Here is a 21157-nt window from a genome sequence, read left to right on the forward strand (position 1 = left end):
GCGGGATTGGACATAATGGATTCAGTTTCTGCCATGAGCCGGCCTCTTCGAATTGGATTGCTGCTGTACCCGGGTTGCATACCGTCGGGGCTGCTGGCCTTTGCCGATCTTTTGTATGCCGCCAACCGTCGCGCTTCGCAGACGCTCTTCGAAACCGTGTTTGTCGCCTTGCAGGCAGGCCCGGTGGCGTGTGCCGGTGGTGTGTCGTTGCAGGTGTCCCAGGCCTTGTCGGAGACGGACGTTGATGCGCTGCTGATTGCCGGCTTCTGGGCCGAGTCTTCCCGGCAGGTCGAGAAGGTCGTGAGCGATAACAACGCTTTGGTGTTGGCCTTGGCGGCTTGTTCGAAGCGGGTGCAGTTGTGGAGTTATTGCACGGGTGTCTGCCTGATCGCCGCGAGCGGGCGGCTGGAGGGGCAGGCGGCGACTGTGACCTGGTGGCTGGCGGGTGCCATGGCTCAGCGTTATCCCAAGGTGGACTGGCAGAGCCAACGTCACTGGGTGATCAATCCGTCGACTGCGACGGCTTGCGGGGTGACGGGCTATTTGCCGATTGCGCAGGCGTTGATCGAGCGGGCGATCGGTCAGGAGCTGTTTCACGACCTGGCCAAATTGATGGTGTTGGCGCGTCCGGTCCAGGCGCATCCGGCCTTTGCGGCGATGAGCCTGATCGAGCAGTCGAGTTCGTTGTTGCGGCAGTTGCACCGGTGCGTTGAACAATCGCCGGCGGAGCAGATCACCGTGCAGCGGTTGGCGGAGCAGTTGGGTTTGTCCCCGCGCACGTTGGCGCGCAGGGTGAGTGCGGAAACCGGTGTTGCGGTGGCGGCCTATGCGCGTTGTATCAAGCTCAACCAGGTCAGTGAGCGGCTGATGCTGACGTCCACGGCGGTCAATACCATCAGTGCTGATTTGGGGTTCAGCAGTGATTCGAATTTGCGGCGGATGTTCAAGGAACTGACCGACTTGACCCCGCTTGAGTACCGGTAGCAGTTTGGGCGGCGTTGAGGGCCTCTTCGCTGCGATGCGGCGTCCCGACAAGCCAAGCTCAGCGTCGGACACAGATCTTTTGTACGGCATGGACCTGTAGGAGCAGGGCTTGCCCGCGAAGCTTCTGGCGGTCTTGACTTCTACAGGGCTTATCCGAAATGCCGCAGGTACTCCGGTAGTTCGCTGCTTCGCTGGCAGCTCATCAGCAGCCACAACAGAATCCGCGCTTTGCGCGGACACAGAAACCCCGCCATCTGCGCGCCGCGCTGGATCAGGTCAATTTCGCTGCCGGCAAAGCCATAAGAATGGCTCGCCGTTGAACCAGCCCCGGTGCGTGTGGCGATCACCACCGGGATCTTCAACGCCAACGGCGTAATGGCCTCAGCCCAATTTTCGCTGACGTGACCCGCGCCGAAACCGGCAATCACCAGTCCGTCGTAGCCCAGCTCCAGCAGCTTCTCCAGTATCAGCGTATCGGCCGACAGCGACGCTTCGAGCAGCGCGATCCGTTGCCCGGTACGCGCCGGCGGCGGCAAGATTTTTCTCGGGTTTTGGGCGTGCAGATAGCGCACGGCATTTTCGATGATCAGACCATTGGGGCCGAACACCGGTGAGCTGAAGGCTTCCAATGCCAGGGCATCGCTCTTGCGCACACGGCTCGCGGCGTGGACCTGGCCATTAAGCACCACCTGCACGCCACGCCCGCGACTGGTGCTCGACAGGGCAACCAAGCCCGAATGCAGCAGGTTCGCCGGACCATCGGCGCTGATCTCGGCGGCTGAGCGCATCGCCCCGGTCAGCACCAGCGGCTCCTCGCGATCCCAGAGCAGTTCGAAAAAGAACGCGGTCTCCTCCAGGGTGTCGGTGCCCTGGGTGACCACCACGCCGCTGGCGCCTTGTTCGACTTGATGCCTGGCCCAGTCGAGGACACCGAGCAGAAAGTCGAAGTCCAGCGAGGCGCTGGGTTGCAGGCACAGGGTCTCGACGTGGGTCCGGGCCAGAGTCGCCAGCAGCGGCACCCGCTCCAGCAGGGCCTGGCCGTTGACGCTGGGCACCACGCCCTGGTCCGGGCGGGCGGCTTGCATGCTGACAGTGCCGCCCAGGGCGGCGATGGAAAGTTGAGGCAAGGACATGGAGCTCTCGCTGATAAAAGGTCGGGAAGAGGCGATGCCGGCGGCACCAGAGTACCGCCGGGTGGAGGGAAAAGCGCTGTTCGATTCAGACCAGCCTGAGCAACCCGCCGAGCAGCGGCACGATCAGTGCCGTGCTGAGCGCCATCGACAGCACATTGCCGATATACGGGTGCATATGCCCCGGGACCCGCCGCGACAGGACGACGGCCAGCGGCGGTGCGATCAAGGCGCCGAGCAGGGCGCTGGCGATCACCACCAGTGTTCCGCCGCCATGGATCAGCACGGCGGCCGGGGCGACGGAGACAATCGGGATATAGGTCGGGTACCAACCCCGCGCAATCCATTGCTGTCGCCAGACCATCACACCGATGGCCGACGCCAGGGCCTGGGCCGCGAGTATCGGCAGCAGCAGGTCCGAGCCGTAGGCTGGCCCGGCGGGGTTGAGCCCGTAGGCCAGCAATACCCCCAACAGCAATCCCAGGCTCGCCCATTCGTTACCGAAGAACGGCGCTTCGGAAAAGTCGGCGAGTACCCGGCGCATGCCCCAGACCAGCCCGTGATTACTGGCTTTCGGCACAGGCGCTGGTGCGGTGACCATCGCCGGTTCCGGTTTCACCAGTGCCGGCCAACGCCGACACAGGGTAAAGGCCATCACGCTGCCGAGAGCCATCCCCAGCACATTGCCGATCACCGCCGGCAGGTTCAACGGATTGCAGACAAAGTTGACCAGCAGCAAACATAACGGCGTGACCAGCAGCGCCCCCATGACCGCACCACTGACGGCGATCCGCATCCCCGGGCCAAACAGCAGCACGGTGGCGGCGGGAACGGAGACAAAGGCGGCGAACGTCGGTTGCCAGCCATAACGCGGCACGCTCCAGCCCCACAGCAGGTTGCTCAGCAGCAGGCCCAGCAGCGAACTGCCGATCAGCCAGGGCCACAGGCCGCTGCCATAGCAGATGGCAAAGCCCTGCCAGGCCTTGCCCCGGCGATGGGCCCAATGGGCCAGGCCGGCACCGGCCAGCAGGCCCAACGAAGCCAGCTCATGTTTGTAGAAAGCCATTTCGCTGATATCGCCGAGCACCCAGCGCAGCCAGGCACCGGGGGCGGGCAGGTTGTCCATCATATGCAGGTAGCCGGACCCGCCGAAGGGCAGGCTCAGCCAGACCAGCAGGATCAGGCCCAGGCCGAGCAGGCCGACGAGCCGGCTCGGGTTGGAGACAGTGTTCATCCCGACCTCCTTCAGCGCGGCAGGGAAGGATGGCGGAGGTAGCCGAGCATACCGTCGTAGAGGTCGGTCCGGCGGTCCCTGGGCAGGTCGTTCAGGCTGTTCCAGATCGGCGCGCTGCGGGCGCTGACCAGATCGATATCGGCAAACAGCACGGCCTCATCGATGGGCGAGGCTACCTCGCTGAGGGGCCAGCCGTTGGTCCCGGCGATCAGCGAGCAGCCGAGGAAGCGCTCGCCGCGATCGCTGCCGACGCGATTGGCCGCGGCGATAAACACGTTATTGACGTGGGCCGCGGTGATGGTCAGGTACGAGGCCATGCATTTGCCGGTCTCGTCGAACAGCGGCGGCGGGGTCCAGACCCAGTTGTTCAGGCTGCAGATGATATCCGCGCCCTGCTGGCTCAACAGGCGTGGTACTTCGGGAAACCAGATATCCCAGCAGATCAGCAGGCCGATCCGCCCGATGGGTGTGTCGAAAACCGGAAAGCCCAGGTCCCCCGGGGTGAACCAGAGCTTCTCCTCGTTCCATAAATGCGCCTTGCGGTACTTGCCGATAAACCCGTCCGGGCCCACCAGCACCGCGGTGTCGAACAACTGCACCCCGTCACATTCGGCGACGCCGGCCGCCAGGTAAATCCGATGCTCTTGTGCGAAATTTACCCAGGCCTGCACGCTGGGACCTTGCGGTACAGCTTCGGCGTGGAGGAAGGCTTCCTGGCGGTTCTGGAAGCTGTAGCCAGTGTTGGCCAGTTCCGGCAGCACGATCAGGTTGGCGCCGCCGCGCACCGCCTGGCCCGCCAGCGCAAGGCTGCGGTCCAGGTTATACGGGGTGTGGGCAACACCAGCCTGAGGATCGAACTGCACGACGGCAACGCGTACGGGACTGACAGCGGGGCGAGATTCATTCATTTGAGGTGCTCTCATTCTTGTTATTCAACCCGAATGGGTTGATGAACCTATGAGAAGCTATTCAATGAGTGGTGTATGTCGGTGGCCCTCCGGTAAGTCAGTCGGGTATTTCCTAGACCGCCCTGGGAATACTGAACGCCGTTGGTGGGTTGTTGGCGGGTGGTCGCCCGCTGTATTCGGGGTAGTGCTTCAAGCTGAAACCTCCATTGAATATTGCACCGGTGCGTTGGCACAGATGGATCGTGGCATCGAGGGCGCCCCGCAGGCAGGGCTCGGTCCAGCCGGCGTCGACTGAAAAGGATTCGCCGCACAGGTAGAGCCCGGAGCGGGCGGAGTAGTGGCGGTTGTAGTTCATCAGATCGATGGCTTCGTAATAGGTGCCGGGGCGATAGAGCTTGGCGGCTCCCAGGGCATTACGATCACTCATCCAGCGATGCACCGCGGCCTTTTGCGTATCGATATAGGGCGAGATCCGCTGATTGATATTGCTCGCGTGCAGCAGGATCCGATCCAGTTCGCCGACGCATTTTTCCACCAGCTCCTGGTCCGAAAACAGCGCAAGTTTGGTTGCATCGTCCTCCCAGGTGTAACTCAGCAGGATGCAGTCATACGGATAGGTGTCGTTGTAGCTATAGGTGTACATGTCGTGGATCAGGCTGTCGGTGACCAGCGCCTGGGGGATGCCGTGGGGCTCGGTGAAAAAGCTTTTTTTCAGCGGCGCAAACACCTTGCAGCTGGTTTCCCAGTGGGCGGTCTTGTAGGCGCTGCGGATGTGGAACGGCAGCATCCGCTCGTCGAAACCCTTGAGCTCGACGGTGGTTTCGATCAACCAGGACGGCAGGGTGAGAATCACCGAGTCGAAGACCTCGCTGCGCAGCTCGCGGCGTTGCGGATCGTCCCATTGCCAGGCGTAGTCGACGCGAATCTGCTGGTTGGGCAGTTTGCTCAGGCCGTTGACCTGGGCCTGGGTGGCGAACCCGGCACCGCGCTGTCGGCAATGTTCGTAGAAGGACAGGCCACGCCCTTCGACCGGCATGAACAACAGGCATTCGTCCAGGGCGGCGACACCCAGGTAGCGCGGGGCATCGAAGGCCAGGCCGTTGCAGTCGAGCAGCGTGCCGGCCTGCAGATGCGGCGACGGCAGCGGATTGCCGTGCTCATCGACGCGGCCGTGCATCAATTGCAGGCGATGGCTGAAACCAAAGATCGCGGTGCGGATCGGGTACAGGCTGCAGGCGTCATAGAACGCGCCCCAACTGCCGTCGCCGATGCCGATGGCATAGAAGATCGCCGACTCTTCGGCGCTCATGCCGACGCCGCCGAAATTGCCCGGGTCGTCCGCATGCCAGTGGCTGATGGCCGGCAGCGTGACCAGGTTGCGAAACGACAGGCTCTCATAACGCCGGACAATCGCCGCCCAGAGGTCTTCCCAGCCGTCGCTGGCGTAGTGGGCCTCGACCTGGCGGGTCATGCGCTCGGCGAACAGGCGCCATTTTTCGTGGACCTGTTTCAGCAGTTTTCCCGGTGGCGGGGTCTGCCCGTCGCGGTTGTCCCAGATCAGCATCCGCGGGGTTTCCTGCCCCTCCAGCAGGCCCTCGCGGAGGAAAATCCCGGTGCTCCTGACCTGGGCGCTGCCGGGGTTGGCGAAATCCGAAAGGCGCAGGTTGAACTGCTCGGTGTAGTGCGCGAGCACGGAGCGCCCTTGCAGCGGTGCCTCGCCCTCGCGGTTGAAGTACGGCAGGCGCATCGCGCCCATTTCGAAGGGGGTGGAACCGGTGGTGGCGGGCTGGCTTTTGTCGATCACGGTCAGGTGCCGGCCGCCGATGCGCCGGGACTGTTCGAGCAGGGTGATGTCCGTGAAGCCGCAGCGCAGCAGCTCGTGAGCCGCGCTGAGGCCGGTGACGCCGGCGCCGATGATGCAGATCCGGTGGGCGCGGTCCGTGGCGCGGGCGACGCCGCCGGGTTGCTCGACCAACCGGCGGTAGTCGAAGCACAGGTCCGGCGGGTTGGGGAAACGGGCGCGCCAGGCGCGCTGGGGTTCCACCGTCGGTGTAGGGAATGAGGGCTGCTGTTGAGCCAATCCAATAGGCATGTACGACGCTCCTTGTCAGTGGCAATCGGTAGTGATTGCCGGAGCGAGTCTACGAAGGCGAGGGCAGGGCGCTGTGGTAATTAATTATGCAAGGTTGCGCGCCGCTTTCGTTTAGTGTCGAAAACGGCGCACGGGCTTCACGCCGCTTGCTGGAACTGCTGGCGATACTGGTTGGGCGACAGTTCGGTGTGTTGGCGGAACAGTCGGGCAAAGAAGCTGGCATCGTCATAGCCGACTTCATAGCTGATGGTCTTGATGCTTTTACGGGTGCCCGAGAGCAGGCCCTTGGCGGTCTCGATGCGCAAGCGTTGCAGGTAGTGCAACGGCTTGTCGCCGGTGGCGGTCTGGAAGCGGCGCATGAAGTTGCGAATGCTCATGCCGTGTTCCCGGGCGACATCCTCGAAGCGGAACTTGTCGGCGAAATGCTCTTCGAGCCATTGCTGGATCTGCAGGATGATCACGTCCTGGTGCAGCTTCTGGCCGCCGAAGCCGATACGCCCCGGGGCGTAGCTGCGCTGGACTTCATAGAGGATATCGCGGGCCACGGCCTGGGCGACGTTGGCCCCGCAGAAGCGTTCGATCAGGTAGATATAGAGGTCGCAGGCCGAGGTGGTGCCGCCGGCGCAGTAGAGGTTGTCGGCGTCGGTCAGGTGCTTGTCCTGGTTCAGCTGGACATTGGGGTAGCGTTCGCTGAAGGCGTTGAAGAAGCGCCAGTAGGTGGTCGCTTCCTTGCCATCGAGCAGGCCGGCTTCTGCCAGCCAGAACACCCCGGTGGCCTCGCCGCAGAGCACGGCGCCGCGGGCATGCTGCTCGCGCAGCCAGGGCATGACCTGGGGGTAGCGCCGGCAGAGGGTTTCGAAGTCGTCCCAGAACGCCGGCAGGATGATCACATCGGCATTTTCCAGGCCGCCGTCCACCGGCAGGATCACATCGCTGAAGCTGCACACCGGCTTGCCGTCGGGGCTGACCAGGCGGGTCTCGAAGGCCTTGGTGAGTCCATGGCCGAGCTGTTTGCCGTAGCGCAGGCTGGCCAGGTGGAAGAAGTCCTTGGCTTGCATAAGGGTGGAAGCGAATACCCGGTCGATAGCCAGGATGCTGACGCGCCGCAAGGGCGTGGAGAGTGGGTTAGCCATAATTCCATTGTTCTTATTAGCGGATTAGCGGGAAGTTCTTATAGGGGAAAGTGGTCAACAGACGGCTGGATCGTCTTATTTTTTGTCGCATGTGTCCAGTGTTACCCGGCAAAACACTGGCATAGGCTTTACGGGCCAATCCTGGCCTCAGCGTCCTTGCAGGTGCCCCCGATGATTCCCAGAACCCTGTTCAGTTCCGAGCACGAGCTGTTTCGCAGCAGTGTGCGCAAGTTTCTCGAGCAGGAGGCGGCGCCCTTCCATGGGCAGTGGGAAAAACGCGGCTATATCGACCGCGAGTTGTGGAACAAGGCGGGGGCGCAGGGGATGCTCTGTTCTCATCTGCCGGAGGCCTACGGCGGCATGGCGGCGGACTTTCTCTACAGTGCCGTGGTGATCGAGGAAATCAGCCGGCAGGGCTTGAGCGGCATCGGTTTCTCATTGCATTCGGATATTGTCGCGCCTTATATCCTGCATTACGGCAGCGAGGCGCTGAAGCTCAAGTACCTGCCCAAGCTGGTGTCCGGCGAAATGGTCACGGCCATTGCGATGACCGAGCCGGGGGCCGGCTCCGACCTGCAAGGGGTGAAGACCACGGCAGTGCTGGACGGTGACGAGTATGTGCTCAATGGCTCGAAGACCTTTATTACCAACGGCTTTCTCGCCGACCTGGTGATCGTCGTCGCCAAGACCGATCCCCAGGCCGGAGCCAAGGGGATCAGCCTGTTCCTGGTCGAGGCCGATACGCCGGGGTTCGCCAAGGGCAAGCGCCTGGAAAAGGTCGGCATGAAGGCCCAGGACACTTCCGAGCTGTTTTTCCAGGATGTGCGGGTGCCCCGGGAAAATCTGCTGGGGCAGGTCGGAGCGGGTTTTGCCTATTTGATGCAGGAGCTGCCTCAGGAGCGCCTGACGGTGGCGATCGGCGGTTTGGCCTCGGCCGAGGCGGCGTTGCAATGGACGCTGGAGTACACCCGCGAGCGCAAGGCCTTCGGCAAATCCATTGCCGACTTCCAGAACACGCGCTTCAAGCTGGCGGAAATGGCCACCGAGATCCAGATCGGCCGGGTGTTTGTCGACCGCTGCCTGGAGTTGCATCTGCAAGGCCAGCTCGATGTGCCGACGGCGGCGATGGCCAAGTACTGGGGCACCGACCTGCAATGCAAGGTGCTCGACGAGTGCGTGCAGTTGCATGGCGGCTACGGGTTCATGTGGGAATACCCGGTGGCCCGGGCCTGGGCGGATGCACGGGTGCAGCGCATCTATGCCGGGACCAACGAGATCATGAAGGAGATCATTGCCCGGTCGCTTTGACAGGCACGCCTCAATCTCACTGTAGGAGCGAGCTTGCTCGCGATGGCCGTCAACGATGACGCGGGAAACCTGATACCCCGCGGTGTTCCGACTACCATCGCGAGCAAGCTCGCTCCTACACCGGTAGGCTTACGGCGCCGGGTTCGGATGATCCTTGTGGATCGCCTCGATCCCCGCCAGCACTTCCTCCGACAGCTTCAGGTCGGCGCTGGCAATGTTGCTGTCCAACTGCTCCAGCGTCGTCGCGCCAATGATGTTGCTGGTGACGAACGGTTGCTGGGTGACAAATGCCAGGGCCATCTGCGCCGGGTCCAGGCCGTGTTCACGGGCCAGGGCGACATAACGGCTGCACGCCGCTTCCGATTGCGGGTTGAAATAACGGCTGAAGCGGCTGTACAGGCTCAGGCGTGCCTTGTCCGGCCGGGCGCCGCCTTCATACTTGCCCGAGAGGAAACCGAAGGCCATCGGCGAGTACGCCAGCAGGCCGCACTGTTCGCGCAGGGCGACTTCCGCCAGGCCTACTTCGAAGCTGCGGTTGAGCAGGTTGTAGGGGTTCTGGATCGACACCGCCCGCGGCCAGCCGCGGCGCTCGGCCTCGAGCAGGAATTTCATGGTGCCCCACGGGGTTTCGTTGGACAGGCCGATATGGCGGATCTTGCCGGCCTTGACCTGTTCGTCCAGCGCTTCGAGGATCTCCTCGATCGGCGTGAAGTCTTCGTCGGCCTTGTGCTTGTAGCCCAGTTGGCCGAAGAAATTGGTGCTGCGTTCCGGCCAGTGCAACTGGTAGAGATCGATCCAGTCGGTCTGCAGGCGCTTGAGGCTGGCGTCCAGGGCTTCGACGATATGCTGGCGGTTGTGCTTGAGCTGGCCGTCGCGGATATAGCCGATGCCGTTGCCGGGTCCGGCGATCTTGCTCGCCAGGATCCAGTCGGCACGGTCGCCGCGCTGCTTGAACCAGTTGCCGATCATGCGCTCGGTGCTGGCGTAGGTTTCGGCCTTGGGCGGCACCGGGTACATCTCGGCGGTGTCGATGAAATTGATCCCGGCACCTTTCGCCCGTTCGATCTGGGCAAAGGCTTGATCCTGGGTGTTCTGCTCGCCCCAGGTCATGGTCCCCAGGCAAATTGCGCTCACGTTCAGATCGGTCCGGCCTAGCTGACGGTATTCCATTGGCTGCTCCTGTGGGGAAACGATCATAAAAGCAGGTTGAAATTTTTTTCGCAATCTGCATAATTACGCACCTCTTTATGCAGTGGAAGTGATGCGCCGCCGCCAAAGAATCTTGCCGTTGAACGGACGCGCCGACCCGAGCCCCCGAAAGCGTCTGTATCCGGCTGCCTTTGACCTTGTCAAAGTACGCACTATTCAGTAAGATCCGCCGTCTTATTTACAGGCGGCCCCTGAGGCTATAAAGAATGAAAACTTTTACTGCTAAACCGGAAACAGTTAAGCGCGACTGGTTTATCGTCGACGCTGCTGGTCAGACCCTGGGTCGTCTGGCCACCGAAATCGCGAGCCGCCTGCGTGGCAAGCACAAAGCCGAATACACTCCGCACGTCGACACCGGTGACTACATCGTTGTGATCAATGCCGAGCAGATTCGTGTAACCGGTGCTAAAACCACCGACAAAATGTACTACTCCCACTCCGGTTTCCCGGGCGGCATCAAGTCGATCAACTTCGAAAAGCTGATCGCTAAAGCCCCTGAGCGCGTGATCGAGACCGCGGTCAAAGGCATGCTGCCTAAGAACCCGCTGGGTCGCGACATGTACCGTAAGCTGAAAGTCTATGCGGGCGCTGTTCACCCTCATACTGCTCAGCAGCCCCAAGAACTGAAGATTTAACGGAATAGTTCATTATGTCGGCGACTCAAAATTACGGCACTGGCCGTCGCAAGACCGCAACCGCACGCGTTTTCCTGCGTCCGGGTACTGGTAACATCTCCATCAACAACCGCACCCTGGACACGTTCTTCGGTCGCGAAACTGCCCGCATGGTAGTTCGCCAGCCGTTGGAACTGACTGAGACTACCGAGAAATTCGATATCTACGTCACTGTCATCGGTGGTGGTGTAAGTGGTCAAGCTGGCGCAATCCGCCACGGTATCACTCGCGCTCTGATGGATTACGACGAGACTCTGCGCGGTGCTCTGCGCAAAGCCGGCTTCGTAACCCGCGATGCTCGTGAAGTTGAACGTAAGAAAGTGGGTCTGCGTAAAGCGCGTAAGCGTCCGCAGTACTCGAAGCGTTAATTCGGTCCCGTACCGGCTCTACGTTTCAGCATACGTTCTACAAAAAGCCCGGTTTCCTCGCGAAACCGGGTTTTTTTATGGGCGAAATATTTTCCTGTGACAACTTGCCACATCCGTAGAGCCCCTATACTACAAGGCTTGGGGCAGGGTGGGGCTGGTAATTACCTTGTCATACGTGTGGCTTTTCATTACCATTCGGCAAAATTTATAAGTACAAAAATTCACTTAGTAGACGCCTGATTTAACAGGCCACAAAGCTGATGGGAGAGGACTGAATGAGTAGCAATGACGGCGTGAATGCAGGCCGGCGTCGCTTCCTCGTAGCAGCCACATCCGTGGTAGGAGCTGCAGGAGCGGTGGGGGCTGCGGTCCCGTTCGTGGGGTCATGGTTTCCCAGTGCCAAGGCGAAAGCTGCGGGGGCGCCCGTGAAGGTGAATATCAGCAAGATCGAGCGTGGGCAGCAGATGATTGCTGAGTGGCGAGGTCAACCGGTCTTTATCGTCCATCGTACCCCCGAGATTCTGGGTAATCTGGCCAAGATCGAGGATCGCTTGTCCGACCCCGAGTCCAAGGCTTCTACACAACCCACCTATGTCGACCCCAAGAACCGCGCGATCAAGCCAGAGCTACTGCTGTTGATCGGTATCTGCACCCATCTGGGGTGCTCACCCACCTTCCGTCCGGAAGTGGCGCCCGCCGATCTGGGCGCCGACTGGGTCGGTGGCTATTTCTGCCCTTGCCATGGTTCTCACTACGATCTGGCTGGCCGAGTCTACAAGTCGCAACCCGCGCCTTTGAACCTGCCAGTTCCGCCGCATTCCTATGAGTCCGACACGATTGTTGTGATTGGCGTCGATATGGAGAAAGCGTGATGAGCAAGTTCATGGATTGGGTCGATGCGCGCTTTCCCGCCACCAAGATGTGGGAAGACCATCTCAGCAAGTATTACGCTCCGAAGAACTTCAACTTTTTCTACTTTTTTGGCTCCCTGGCCCTGCTGGTGCTGGTCAATCAGATCGTCACCGGTGTCTGGCTGACCATGAGCTACACCCCTTCGGCGGAAGAAGCCTTCGCCTCCGTCGAATACATCATGCGCGACGTCGAGTACGGCTCGATCCTGCGCCTGCTGCACTCCACCGGCGCTTCGGCGTTCTTTATCGTGGTCTACCTGCACATGTTCCGTGGCCTGCTCTACGGTTCGTACCAGAAGCCCCGTGAGCTGGTGTGGCTATTCGGCATGCTGATCTACCTGGCGCTGATGGCCGAGGCGTTCATGGGCTACCTGCTGCCGTGGGGGCAGATGTCCTACTGGGGGGCCCAGGTGATCATCTCGCTGTTTGGTGCGATCCCGGTCATCGGCAACGACCTGACCCAGTGGATTCGTGGTGATTACCTGATTTCCGGGATCACCCTGAACCGCTTCTTCGCCCTGCACGTGGTGGCCCTGCCGATCGTCATCCTCGGCCTGGTGGTGCTGCACGTACTGGCGCTGCACGAGGTCGGTTCGAACAACCCGGATGGCGTCGACATCAAGAAGCACAAGGACGAGAACGGCGTACCGCTGGACGGCATTGCCTTCCACCCGTACTACACCGTGAAGGATATCGTCGGCGTGGTGGTGTTCCTGTTCATCTTCTGCTCCATCGTGTTCTTCTTCCCGGAAATGGGCGGCTATTTCCTCGAAAAACCCAACTTCGAAGTGGCCAACGCCTTCAAGACCCCCGAGCACATTGCCCCGGTCTGGTACTTCACGCCGTTCTACGCGATCCTGCGGGCGGTTCCGGACAAACTCATGGGCGTCATGGCCATGGGCGCGTCGATCGCCGTGCTGTTCGTCCTGCCGTGGCTGGACCGCAGTCCCGTGAAGTCGATGCGCTACAAGGGGTGGCTGAGCAAGATCTGGTTGTGGGTGTTCTGCATCGCCTTCGTCACCCTCGGCTGGCTGGGTGTGATGCCGCCGACGCCGGAGCGCACGCTGCTGTCGCGGATCTGCACGGTCCTGTACTTCGCCTACTTCATTCTGATGCCGTTCTATACCCGGCTCGAGAAGACCAAACCGGTACCGGAAAGGGTGACTGGCTGATGAAAAAATTATTTGCAGTCTTGATGCTTGTGGCCCTGCCACTCCTGTCTTTCGCTGACGAGCATGGTCCTGATCTTGAAAAAGTCGCCATCGATGTTTCCGACAAGGCGGCCATGCAGGATGGTGCACGGACCTTTGCCAACTATTGCATGGGTTGCCACAGCGCCAAGTTCCAGCGCTATGAACGTGTCGCCGATGACCTGGGGATTCCCCATGACCTGATGCTCAAGAACCTGGTGTTCACTGGTGCCAAGATCGGCGACCACATGACCATCGGCATGCAGCCGGCCGACGCCAAGGCCTGGTTCGGCGCGGCACCGCCCGACCTGACCCTGGTGGCCCGCGTACGCGGCACCGACTGGCTCTATGGCTACCTGCGATCCTTCTACGAAGACCCTGCGCGTCCCTGGGGCGTGAACAACAAGGTCTTCCCGAACGTCGGCATGCCCAATGTGCTGGTGGGCCTGCAGGGGCGTCAGGTCGTCGGTTGCAAGCAGGTTCAAATCGTCGAGGAGGGCAAGAAGCAGTATGATCCGCTGACCGGTACGCCTTTGACCCATGAAGCGTGCGACCAGTTGACCATCGTGCCGAAAACCGGTGCCTTGAACGAAGAGCAATTCGATGAGAAGGTCAAGAATCTGGTGACCTTCCTGGCCTACTCGGCCAACCCGGTGAAGCTGGAGCATCAGCGTATCGGTACCTACGTTTTGCTGTACCTGGCCTTCTTCTTCGTGTTCGCTTATCTGCTCAAGCGCGAATACTGGAAGGATGTGCATTGATAACGTTGTAACATAGCTGTCAATCGTGCGCGCCCAAGGGTGCCTCTGAAGATGTAGCCAGCAAGGACGGGCGGGGTGAGCCGGCAACGGTTTCACCCTCGCTCTGTTTTGGGGCTGCGGGAGGCTTGTCTTGGGCGCGCTCGTTTTTCCGTTTTCAATAATTTCAACAAGCGAGGAGGACCGCCATGGGCGTGACCAACCGGTTGGCCTGTTACTCCGACCCCGCCGACCACTATTCCCACCGGGTGCGCATCGTGCTCGCGGAGAAGGGTGTCAGCGCCGAGATCATTACCGTGGAAGCGGGGCGTCAACCGCCGAAGCTGATCGAGGTGAACCCTTACGGCAGCCTGCCCACCCTGGTCGATCGTGACCTGGCGTTGTGGGAGTCGACCGTGGTGATGGAATACCTGGATGAGCGTTATCCGCATCCACCGCTGCTGCCGGTTTATCCCGTGGCACGGGCCAACAGCCGTTTGCTGATCCATCGCATTCAGCGCGACTGGTGTGCGTTGGTGGATGTGATTCTGGATTCGCGCAGCAAGGAGCCGGCGCGGGTGCAGGCGCGTAAGGAATTGCGCGAGAGCCTGACAGGGGCATCGCCGTTGTTTGCCGACAAGCCATTTTTCCTGAGTAATGAGCAAAGTCTGGTGGACTGCTGTCTATTACCGATACTCTGGCGTCTGCCGATTATGGGTATTGAATTGCCGCGGCCCGCAAAGCCGTTGCTCGATTATATGGAGCGCCAGTTTGCGCGTGAGGCTTTCCAGGCAAGCTTGTCTGGTGTCGAACGCGATATGCGCTAAGGAGCTGTTTTATGAACTCCAGTCGCCCTTATTTGGTTCGTGCTCTGTACGAATGGATAGTGGATAACGATTGTACGCCGCACATACTGGTCAATTCCGAGTATCCCTCGGTCCAGGTGCCGCAAGGTTTTGCCAGCGACGGGCAAATCGTCTTGAACGTTTCGCCCAGCGCGGTGCGTCACTTGCACATGGACAACGAGGCGGTCAGCTTCGAGGGGCGTTTCGGTGGTGTACCGCACACGCTTTTCGTGCCAATCAGCGCCATTCTCGGGATCTACGCCCGGGAGAACGGCCAGGGCATGGTGTTCGAGCTGGAAGCGCCCCTGGAGGGCGACGATGGGGTCGAGCCGGATGATGACGGTCCGCCGCCAGGTTCCGAGCCGCCGCGTCCTAGCGGTCGGCCAAGCTTGAAGGTCGTGAAGTAATAAAAAAGGCGCCTACATTCGAGGCGCCTTTTTTACATCTGTATTTCGGCTGGTTGCGAGCTGTTCGTATGGGGGGCGCAAGGCTCAGCGGCCTCTTCGCGGGCAAGCCCTGCTCCTACAGTATCGTGTCGTACATAAGATCAGTGAACAATGACGCACTGTAGGAGCAGGGCTTGCCCGCGAAGGTCTCGGATCAGTCGATGTACTCGAACAGCTTGACGATCTTCTGTACGCCGCCGACGCTCTGCACCAGGTTGGTGGCGCGGGCGCCTTCGTCCTGGGTCACCAGGCCCAGCAGGTAGACGATGCCGTTCTCGGTGACGACCTTGATGCGCGAACCGGGAATGCTGTTATCGGTCAGCATCTGGGTCTTGATCTTGGTGGTCAGCCAGTTGTCGCTGCTGCGGGCCAGCAGCGAGGACGGTTCGATGATCTGCAGCTCGTTGTTGACCTTCTTCACTCGTTGAACCGCGGCGGCGGCCTGTTCGGCCTTGGCCTTGAGGTCTTCGCGTGGGGTCTGGCCGGCCAGCAGGACAATGCCGTTATAGCTGGTGACGACAATGTGCGAGCCGTTATCCAGGGCGGGATCGGCCTTGGCGACGTTGACCGCGACCTTGGTCTCGATCAGCGAATCATCGATCTTGCTGCCCAGGGTGCGGGTTCCGCGATCGTCGTTGATCGGCTCGTCGCGGGTGGCGGTCAGTACCGAACTGCAGCCGCTGATGCCCAGGCACAGGGTCAAGGCCAGCAGGCTAAGGCGATTGATGGTCATTCTTCACTCCCGAACAATTGGCTGTCGATCAGATCGCAGAGGCAATGGATCGCCAGCAGGTGGACTTCCTGAATACGTGCGGTGACGTTGGCCGGGACGCGAATCTCGACATCCTCGGGCAGCAGCAGGGAGGCCATGCCGCCGCCGTCGCGTCCCGTCAAGGCTACGACAACCATTTCGCGATCATGTGCGGCCTGGATGGCCTGAATAATGTTGGCGGAGTTGCCGCTGGTGGAAATCGCCAGCAGCACGTCGCCCGGTTGGCCCAGTGCGCGGATCTGCTTGGAGAAGATTTCGTTGTAGCTGTAGTCATTGGCGATCGAGGTGAGGGTCGAGCTGTCGGTGGTCAGGGCAATGGCCGGCAGGCTCGGTCGCTCGCGCTCGAAGCGGTTGAGCAGTTCCGAGGAAAAGTGCTGGGCATCGCCGGCGGAGCCGCCGTTGCCGCAGGAGAGCATTTTGCCTTCGTTGAGCAGGGCATTGACCATGACCTGGCTGGCTTGCTCGATGTGAGGTGCAAGAACGTCCATCGCCTGTTGCTTGGTGTCGATACTGGCCTGGAAAAGCTGGCGAATTCGGGATTGCATGTCCATCTACGTAACCTTAAGTAGGGCGGCTGGTCGAGCGCGGACCGGGTTTTCCCGGTAGCTGCCCGGCACAAGAATGTGCAGCCCGCAAAGCAAAGAGCAAAATCGGTGGGTGAAAAGAGTAACCGGGCCGACAGCCTGGATCAGCTGTCGAAGGCATTCCGTAGCCAGTTCAACTGGGGTGTCGCCTCGACCGGGCCGTCTATGGCCACCACGTCAAAGCGGCAAGGGCAATGGGCCCAGCGTGACTCGCGTTGCAGGAAATACTGCGCGGCGAATATTACCTTCTTGCGCTTGCGGGCATCGATGCTGCCCAGTGCGCCACCCCATTGGGTGTTTTTCCTGTAACGAACTTCGACGAATACTACTGTATCGCCGTCGAGCATGACCAGATCAAGCTCGCCCCGTTTGCATGTCCAGTTCTGCGCCAGCAGGCGCAGCCCCTGTTGTTCAAGGTGCCGCAGCGCCAGGAGCTCGGCATCCCTGCCGTGTTCCAGGTGGGCGGCGGGTGCCATCAGTGCGGCGTATCCGGCAGGCGCTGGACCTGACCGCTGACGAACTGGGCCCAGGGCAGCTGGCGTTCGACCCGTTGTCCCGGATCCATGCTCAGGCTGCCGGAGAGACCTTCGATACGGCTGTCGGGCAGGGCCTTGAGTTGACCCAGGCGTGGTGCCAGGCGATAGGCGTCGACACCCATGGCATACAAGCGACCGAGGGCGCCGTTGGCTTGTGGCCATTGCGCGGTGACCTGTTTGCGCAGCGGGTCGTTGGCGTCCAGCAGCCAAGGGGTTTCGCAGAAACGAACGCCGTTCATGTCGTTGTACTGGTTCTGGTCGCCGGTGGCGCTGAACACGTGGGAGGTCGCATACACCGGTACATCACCGGCGTACTGGAAGTTCAGGGTCGGTTTGATCTGCTGCGCCTGTTGCGGTGTCGCGGCGAGGAAGATGAACTCGATGTCCTGGCGACGCGACGGTTGGGCGGCGACCTGGCCGCCTACCGTGCTTTGCAGGCTCTTGGCGCGGCCTTCGCTCTGGCGCAGCTGGAACAGATCGGCGATCTGCTGGGCCAGGGCGACTGGTTGATCGACACGTTCGATACCGACCACGGTGCCGCCGTTGGCTTCCCAATCCTGGCGGAAGGCCTTGAGCACGCGATCACCCCATTCGCCTTTCGGCACCATGGCGGCGGCACGGTGCAGGCCGTCGGCGCGGGCGCGACGGGACACTTCGCGGGCTTCGTCTTCGGCGGCGAGGCCGAACTGGAACAACTGCGCCGGGTTCTGCGCGCTTTCGCTGTAGTTCAGCGCCAGGGTGGTGATCGGCAATTGCGCACGGGCGCTGAGCTGCTTGACCAGCGGCTTCTCCAGCGGACCGATCACCAACTGCACGCCGGAGGCCTGGGCCTTGCGATAGAAGTCGTCGAGGGAGGTGAGGCGCGAGCTGTCGTAGAACTCGATGACCGGCGGCTTCTGGCCGGCCTGCTGGGCCTGGTAGTGAGCGGCCATGAAGCCTTCACGCAGGGCCTTGCCGACCGAGGCCAGCGGGCCGTCCTGCGGCAGCAGCAGGGCGATCTTGCTCAGCGGCTGGCTGGCCAGTTCCTTGAGTTTCACCAGGGGCAGCGGCAATTGCACGGCGGCCGGGTGCTTGGGGTTCTGCGCGCGCCAGGTATCGATGGCCGCCTGTTGCTGTTCCAGGGTACCGGACGATTTCACCGCCAGCGCCAGGCTCAACCAGCCGCTGAGATCGTCGTTGCCCGTGGGTTGCAGCTGGTCGGTCGGCAGGGCCGCGATCAGTGCCCAGATGGCTTCGTGATTGCTTTTCGCCGCATCGCCGCTGAGCAGCGGGGCGATGAAGATGCGCTCGCGAGCGGCGGCCAGGGTCTGGCCGTCGGCTTCAAGGGCGCGGGCGCGCACGGTCTGGGTGCGAATCTGCTGGTCCACCGGCAGCTCGCTGAGGCGCTCCAGGCTCGGGTGGCTCAAGGCGGTCAGCGCCGCCTTGGGCTGGTTGCGGGTCATCGCCAGTTCGGCCGCCAGGGTACTGGCGTACACCTGCTGTGCCGGCTTGAGGGTATCCAGCGGTACCTGCGCAAGAATCTGCGAGGCGCGGCCGCTGTCTTTCTGGCGATAGGCCAGGTCGGCAGCGGTCAGGCGCAGCAGGGCGGCTTGTTCCGGCGTCTTGCTGGAAGCCGCCTGCTCGAGCAGTTGCTCGATGCTGGCATTCGGGGTCCGTGGGAGTTCGCCAAGGCTGGAAGAGGGCGAGCTGGCGCAAGCCGCCAGCAAGGCAGCGAGGCAGAGGGCAGAGAACAGCCGCAGGCAAGCGATCATGTAGTGTTCCTGATACTCGATCATATGAGCGTGGAATTGTACCCAAGCACTGGCCGGGGCGCGATGTTACTGGCGTGAAACGGTCAAATTAGGTCGTACAAAGCGTGTCACGGCGCTCGAATCGCTCGCCTTTTGGGCCCGCGCTCGCCGTTGTGAAGCATATCGGCAGGGCGGCTACGCGCTACAATGGCGTTTTCGTTCTTCTCGAGGTATGCGCTTTGACTGCTCCAGGTGCTTTGAATTCCGCTGTCGGCTCGCTTTATGTGGTGGCGACGCCCATTGGCAACCTGGATGACATCAGTGCGCGGGCCATGAAGGTGTTGCGCGACGTGTCGCTGATTGCCGCGGAAGACACCCGCCACTCCCTCAGATTATTGCAGCACTTCGGAATTACGACACCGCTTGCGGCCTGTCACGAGCACAACGAACGTGACGAAGGCAGCCGTTTCATCGCCAAGTTGCTGGCGGGCGAGGACGTGGCGCTGATCTCCGATGCGGGCACGCCGTTGATCTCCGATCCCGGTTATCACCTGGTGCGTCAGGCGCGGGCGGCAGGTATCAGTGTAGTGCCGGTTCCCGGCGCTTGCGCATTGATCGCCGCGCTCTCGGCGGCGGGGCTGCCGTCCGATCGGTTCATTTTCGAAGGTTTCCTGCCGGCCAAGGCGGTGGGGCGTCGGGCTCGCCTGGAGCTGCTCAAGGAAGAGCCGCGCACGCTGATCTTCTATGAGGCACCGCATCGGATCCTTGAATGCCTGCAGGACATGGAGACGGTTTTCGGCGCCGAGCGCCCGGCACTGCTGGCCCGTGAACTGACCAAGACCTTCGAAACCCTCAAGGGCTTGCCGCTGAGCGAGCTACGCGGATTTGTCGAAGCGGACGCCAATCAGCAGCGTGGCGAGTGCGTGGTGCTGGTCGCCGGCTGGACGGCAGCGGAAAACGACGACGCAGTCGGCAGCGAGGCGATGCGCGTCCTCGACCTGTTGCTCGAGGAAATGCCGCTCAAGCGCGCCGCGGCCCTGGCGGCGGAAATCACCGGGGTGCGCAAGAACCTGCTGTATCAGGTGGCGCTGGATCGGCAGAAAAATGCCTGACTGATTTTGCTGTGGGTTGGATCCGATCCAGGTGTGGGATCCGGCCTGGCGGTGTTTGCCGGGACAGCACCCTGTGGCGAAACGCCTTTAATGCTTGTCCTTCAGGGCATGTGCCGGTAACCTTCGCGGCGGAGAGTCGATTGGACAGTCGCTGCCCCCTATGAAAATTAGGGGGGGGAGGAAAGTCCGGGCTCCATAGGGCGGAGTGCCAGGTAATGCCTGGGAGGCGTGAGCCTACGGAAAGTGCCACAGAAAATAACCGCCTAAGCGCTTCGGCGCCGGTAAGGGTGAAAAGGTGCGGTAAGAGCGCACCGCACGGCTGGCAACAGTTCGTGGCTAGGTAAACCCCACTCGGAGCAAGACCAAATAGGGTTCCAAGGCGTGGCCCGCGCTGGAACCGGGTAGGTTGCTAAAGATGTCCAGTGATGGCCATCGTAGAGGAATGACTGTCCTCGACAGAACCCGGCTTACAGATCGACTCTCCACCTCTTTCCCTCCCTGCACGCAATCGCTGGCAGAAGCGCATTTGTAATACCGAAAAAATCTTACTCTTCACAAATCACTTTAACTTCCGCGCTCAAATTTCTCAGCGCGTTGAAGTTCGTCTCCGGAAACACTCTCCCGATTGTCGAATAACCTCCTTTTATGCTCCTAAATCTCCGATCTGTAAGGCTTTTCCTTAAGACCGCGCCTTGACGGTGTGGTGGGCGCATTCCTATAGTGTGCGCAAGTGGAGGAAAGTGGCATGAAGTGGGTTTTTTTGACGTAAAACGCTAATATTTGGAGAAACGCAGCTGTGTTTCGCGGAGCCAACGCTATCAGTCTCGATGCAAAGGGCCGTCTCGCTATGCCGAGCCGGTACCGTGACGAGCTCGTTTCGCGTAGTTCCGGCCAACTGATCGTGACCATTGATGCCGTGGACCCCTGTTTGTGTGTGTACCCGCTCGACGAGTGGGAGCTGATTGAAACCAAGCTGCGTGCGTTGCCGTCGTTGCGGGAAGAGAACCGCCGGCTGCAGCGTTTGCTGATTGGTAATGCCGTCGACCTCGAGCTCGACGGCAGCGGCCGTTTCCTGGTGCCGCCGCGCCTGCGTGAGTACGCGAAGCTGGACAAGCACGCGATGCTGGTAGGCCAACTGAACAAGTTTCAACTGTGGGACGAGGACGCCTGGAACGCTGTATCGGCAGCGGACCTGGCGGCCATTCAACAACCGGGCGCGATGCCTGATGAACTGCGTGATCTGATCCTGTGACT

Annotated in this window: 21 protein-coding genes and 1 other RNA gene; 12 read left to right on the forward strand and 10 right to left on the reverse strand. The window is 61.3% G+C overall.

Features of this window, described 5'->3' with window-relative positions; genetic code table 11:
• Nucleotides 1–15: 15 nt before the first annotated feature.
• Nucleotides 16–984: a helix-turn-helix domain-containing protein gene (locus tag M5C56_RS13660; RefSeq protein WP_247263165.1), complete on the forward strand. Its 969-nt coding sequence runs from the start codon at nt 16–18 to the stop codon at nt 982–984.
• A gap of 149 nt (nt 985–1133) precedes the next feature.
• Here M5C56_RS13660 and M5C56_RS13665 read toward each other — a convergent pair whose 3' ends face one another.
• The 5 genes from M5C56_RS13665 to M5C56_RS13685 form a co-directional block, all read right to left on the reverse strand.
• Nucleotides 1134–2117 (reverse strand): asparaginase, encoded by a 984-nt coding sequence (locus M5C56_RS13665; RefSeq protein ID WP_103494508.1) that lies wholly within the window; start codon nt 2115–2117, stop codon nt 1134–1136.
• An 85-nt stretch (nt 2118–2202) separates the two neighbouring features.
• Complete coding sequence (locus M5C56_RS13670) at nt 2203–3348, reverse strand: hypothetical protein (protein ID WP_103494509.1); 1146 nt, start codon at nt 3346–3348, stop codon at nt 2203–2205.
• An 11-nt stretch (nt 3349–3359) separates the two neighbouring features.
• Nucleotides 3360–4256: a nitrilase family protein gene (locus M5C56_RS13675; RefSeq protein ID WP_103494510.1), complete on the reverse strand. Its 897-nt coding sequence runs from the start codon at nt 4254–4256 to the stop codon at nt 3360–3362.
• Nucleotides 4257–4368: 112 nt separating this feature from the next.
• Complete coding sequence (locus M5C56_RS13680; RefSeq protein WP_103494511.1) at nt 4369–6348, reverse strand: NAD(P)/FAD-dependent oxidoreductase; 1980 nt, start codon at nt 6346–6348, stop codon at nt 4369–4371.
• 137 nt (nt 6349–6485) lie between these two features.
• Entirely contained in the window at nt 6486–7382 is an 897-nt protein-coding gene (locus M5C56_RS13685; RefSeq protein ID WP_177099618.1) for a GlxA family transcriptional regulator, read from the reverse strand.
• A 261-nt stretch (nt 7383–7643) separates the two neighbouring features.
• On the opposite strand from M5C56_RS13685, the gene M5C56_RS13690 reads away from it, so the two are divergent.
• Complete coding sequence (locus M5C56_RS13690) at nt 7644–8789, forward strand: acyl-CoA dehydrogenase family protein (protein WP_247263179.1); 1146 nt, start codon at nt 7644–7646, stop codon at nt 8787–8789.
• Nucleotides 8790–8918: 129 nt separating this feature from the next.
• Here M5C56_RS13690 and M5C56_RS13695 read toward each other — a convergent pair whose 3' ends face one another.
• The gene (locus M5C56_RS13695; protein ID WP_103494514.1) at nt 8919–9959 is read right to left on the reverse strand and encodes an NADP(H)-dependent aldo-keto reductase; all 1041 of its coding nucleotides are present in this window, start codon (nt 9957–9959) and stop codon (nt 8919–8921) included.
• Between the two features lie 245 nt (nt 9960–10204).
• Between M5C56_RS13695 and rplM the strand changes: the two genes are divergently transcribed.
• The 7 genes from rplM to M5C56_RS13730 all read left to right on the forward strand — a co-directional run bounded on the left by rplM (nt 10205) and on the right by M5C56_RS13730 (nt 15130).
• Complete coding sequence (gene rplM / locus M5C56_RS13700) at nt 10205–10633, forward strand: 50S ribosomal protein L13 (RefSeq protein WP_060783310.1); 429 nt, start codon at nt 10205–10207, stop codon at nt 10631–10633.
• Between the two features lie 14 nt (nt 10634–10647).
• Nucleotides 10648–11040: a 30S ribosomal protein S9 gene (gene rpsI / locus M5C56_RS13705; RefSeq protein ID WP_103494515.1), complete on the forward strand. Its 393-nt coding sequence runs from the start codon at nt 10648–10650 to the stop codon at nt 11038–11040.
• A gap of 275 nt (nt 11041–11315) precedes the next feature.
• The gene (gene petA / locus M5C56_RS13710) at nt 11316–11912 is read left to right on the forward strand and encodes a ubiquinol-cytochrome c reductase iron-sulfur subunit (protein ID WP_103494516.1); all 597 of its coding nucleotides are present in this window, start codon (nt 11316–11318) and stop codon (nt 11910–11912) included.
• On the forward strand, nt 11912–13123 hold the full coding sequence (locus M5C56_RS13715) for a cytochrome bc complex cytochrome b subunit (RefSeq protein WP_100941287.1): 1212 nt from the start codon (nt 11912–11914) through the stop codon (nt 13121–13123). Before petA ends, M5C56_RS13715 begins: the two co-directional genes overlap by 1 nt.
• On the forward strand, nt 13123–13902 hold the full coding sequence (locus M5C56_RS13720; RefSeq protein WP_103494517.1) for a cytochrome c1: 780 nt from the start codon (nt 13123–13125) through the stop codon (nt 13900–13902). The genes M5C56_RS13715 and M5C56_RS13720 overlap by 1 nt, the downstream gene beginning before the upstream one ends.
• A gap of 185 nt (nt 13903–14087) precedes the next feature.
• The gene (locus tag M5C56_RS13725; protein ID WP_103494518.1) at nt 14088–14705 is read left to right on the forward strand and encodes a glutathione S-transferase N-terminal domain-containing protein; all 618 of its coding nucleotides are present in this window, start codon (nt 14088–14090) and stop codon (nt 14703–14705) included.
• 11 nt (nt 14706–14716) lie between these two features.
• The gene (locus tag M5C56_RS13730; protein ID WP_103494519.1) at nt 14717–15130 is read left to right on the forward strand and encodes a ClpXP protease specificity-enhancing factor; all 414 of its coding nucleotides are present in this window, start codon (nt 14717–14719) and stop codon (nt 15128–15130) included.
• A 193-nt stretch (nt 15131–15323) separates the two neighbouring features.
• Here M5C56_RS13730 and M5C56_RS13735 read toward each other — a convergent pair whose 3' ends face one another.
• From M5C56_RS13735 to M5C56_RS13750, 4 genes are all read right to left on the reverse strand, one after another.
• Nucleotides 15324–15902 (reverse strand): BON domain-containing protein, encoded by a 579-nt coding sequence (locus M5C56_RS13735; RefSeq protein WP_103494520.1) that lies wholly within the window; start codon nt 15900–15902, stop codon nt 15324–15326.
• Entirely contained in the window at nt 15899–16492 is a 594-nt protein-coding gene (locus M5C56_RS13740; RefSeq protein ID WP_103494521.1) for a phosphoheptose isomerase, read from the reverse strand. The genes M5C56_RS13735 and M5C56_RS13740 overlap by 4 nt, the downstream gene beginning before the upstream one ends.
• 137 nt (nt 16493–16629) lie before the next feature.
• Entirely contained in the window at nt 16630–17001 is a 372-nt protein-coding gene (locus M5C56_RS13745) for a YraN family protein (RefSeq protein WP_103494522.1), read from the reverse strand.
• Nucleotides 17001–18812, reverse strand: coding sequence for a penicillin-binding protein activator (locus M5C56_RS13750; RefSeq protein WP_103494523.1), 1812 nt, complete (start codon nt 18810–18812; stop codon nt 17001–17003). The genes M5C56_RS13745 and M5C56_RS13750 overlap by 1 nt, the downstream gene beginning before the upstream one ends.
• 236 nt (nt 18813–19048) lie before the next feature.
• Here M5C56_RS13750 and rsmI point away from each other — a divergent pair, with 236 nt between their 5' ends.
• The 3 genes from rsmI (at nt 19049) to mraZ (ending at nt 21155) form a co-directional block, all read left to right on the forward strand.
• The gene (gene rsmI, locus M5C56_RS13755) at nt 19049–19903 is read left to right on the forward strand and encodes a 16S rRNA (cytidine(1402)-2'-O)-methyltransferase (RefSeq protein ID WP_247263178.1); all 855 of its coding nucleotides are present in this window, start codon (nt 19049–19051) and stop codon (nt 19901–19903) included.
• 132 nt (nt 19904–20035) lie between these two features.
• Nucleotides 20036–20389, forward strand: an RNA gene (gene rnpB, locus M5C56_RS13760) — RNase P RNA component class A.
• A gap of 310 nt (nt 20390–20699) precedes the next feature.
• A complete protein-coding gene (gene mraZ, locus M5C56_RS13765; protein WP_100941295.1) occupies nt 20700–21155 on the forward strand; it encodes a division/cell wall cluster transcriptional repressor MraZ in 456 nt (151 codons plus the stop codon).
• Nucleotides 21156–21157: the final 2 nt, after the last annotated feature.

It is taken from the genome of Pseudomonas sp. MWU13-2862 (assembly GCF_023242495.1).
GTDB classification, from domain to species: domain Bacteria; phylum Pseudomonadota; class Gammaproteobacteria; order Pseudomonadales; family Pseudomonadaceae; genus Aquipseudomonas; species Aquipseudomonas gingeri_D.

What these genes read in the sequence shown, in the direction of transcription:
- M5C56_RS13730 (WP_103494519.1), top strand. Translation starts at nt 14,717, where the DNA reads ATGAACTCCAGTCGCCCTTATTTGGTTCGTGCTCTGTACGAATGGATA.
- M5C56_RS13745 (WP_103494522.1), bottom strand. Translation starts at nt 17,001, where the DNA reads ATGGCACCCGCCGCCCACCTGGAACACGGCAGGGATGCCGAGCTCCTG.
- M5C56_RS13670 (WP_103494509.1), bottom strand. Translation starts at nt 3,348, where the DNA reads ATGAACACTGTCTCCAACCCGAGCCGGCTCGTCGGCCTGCTCGGCCTG.
- M5C56_RS13675 (WP_103494510.1), bottom strand. Translation starts at nt 4,256, where the DNA reads ATGAATGAATCTCGCCCCGCTGTCAGTCCCGTACGCGTTGCCGTCGTG.
- M5C56_RS13695 (WP_103494514.1), bottom strand. Translation starts at nt 9,959, where the DNA reads ATGGAATACCGTCAGCTAGGCCGGACCGATCTGAACGTGAGCGCAATT.
- M5C56_RS13660 (WP_247263165.1), top strand. Translation starts at nt 16, where the DNA reads ATGGATTCAGTTTCTGCCATGAGCCGGCCTCTTCGAATTGGATTGCTG.
- rpsI (WP_103494515.1), top strand. Translation starts at nt 10,648, where the DNA reads ATGTCGGCGACTCAAAATTACGGCACTGGCCGTCGCAAGACCGCAACC.
- M5C56_RS13725 (WP_103494518.1), top strand. Translation starts at nt 14,088, where the DNA reads ATGGGCGTGACCAACCGGTTGGCCTGTTACTCCGACCCCGCCGACCAC.
- M5C56_RS13715 (WP_100941287.1), top strand. Translation starts at nt 11,912, where the DNA reads ATGAGCAAGTTCATGGATTGGGTCGATGCGCGCTTTCCCGCCACCAAG.
- M5C56_RS13665 (WP_103494508.1), bottom strand. Translation starts at nt 2,117, where the DNA reads ATGTCCTTGCCTCAACTTTCCATCGCCGCCCTGGGCGGCACTGTCAGC.
- M5C56_RS13740 (WP_103494521.1), bottom strand. Translation starts at nt 16,492, where the DNA reads ATGGACATGCAATCCCGAATTCGCCAGCTTTTCCAGGCCAGTATCGAC.
- M5C56_RS13680 (WP_103494511.1), bottom strand. Translation starts at nt 6,348, where the DNA reads ATGCCTATTGGATTGGCTCAACAGCAGCCCTCATTCCCTACACCGACG.
- M5C56_RS13720 (WP_103494517.1), top strand. Translation starts at nt 13,123, where the DNA reads ATGAAAAAATTATTTGCAGTCTTGATGCTTGTGGCCCTGCCACTCCTG.
- M5C56_RS13735 (WP_103494520.1), bottom strand. Translation starts at nt 15,902, where the DNA reads ATGACCATCAATCGCCTTAGCCTGCTGGCCTTGACCCTGTGCCTGGGC.
- M5C56_RS13750 (WP_103494523.1), bottom strand. Translation starts at nt 18,812, where the DNA reads ATGATCGCTTGCCTGCGGCTGTTCTCTGCCCTCTGCCTCGCTGCCTTG.
- rplM (WP_060783310.1), top strand. Translation starts at nt 10,205, where the DNA reads ATGAAAACTTTTACTGCTAAACCGGAAACAGTTAAGCGCGACTGGTTT.
- petA (WP_103494516.1), top strand. Translation starts at nt 11,316, where the DNA reads ATGAGTAGCAATGACGGCGTGAATGCAGGCCGGCGTCGCTTCCTCGTA.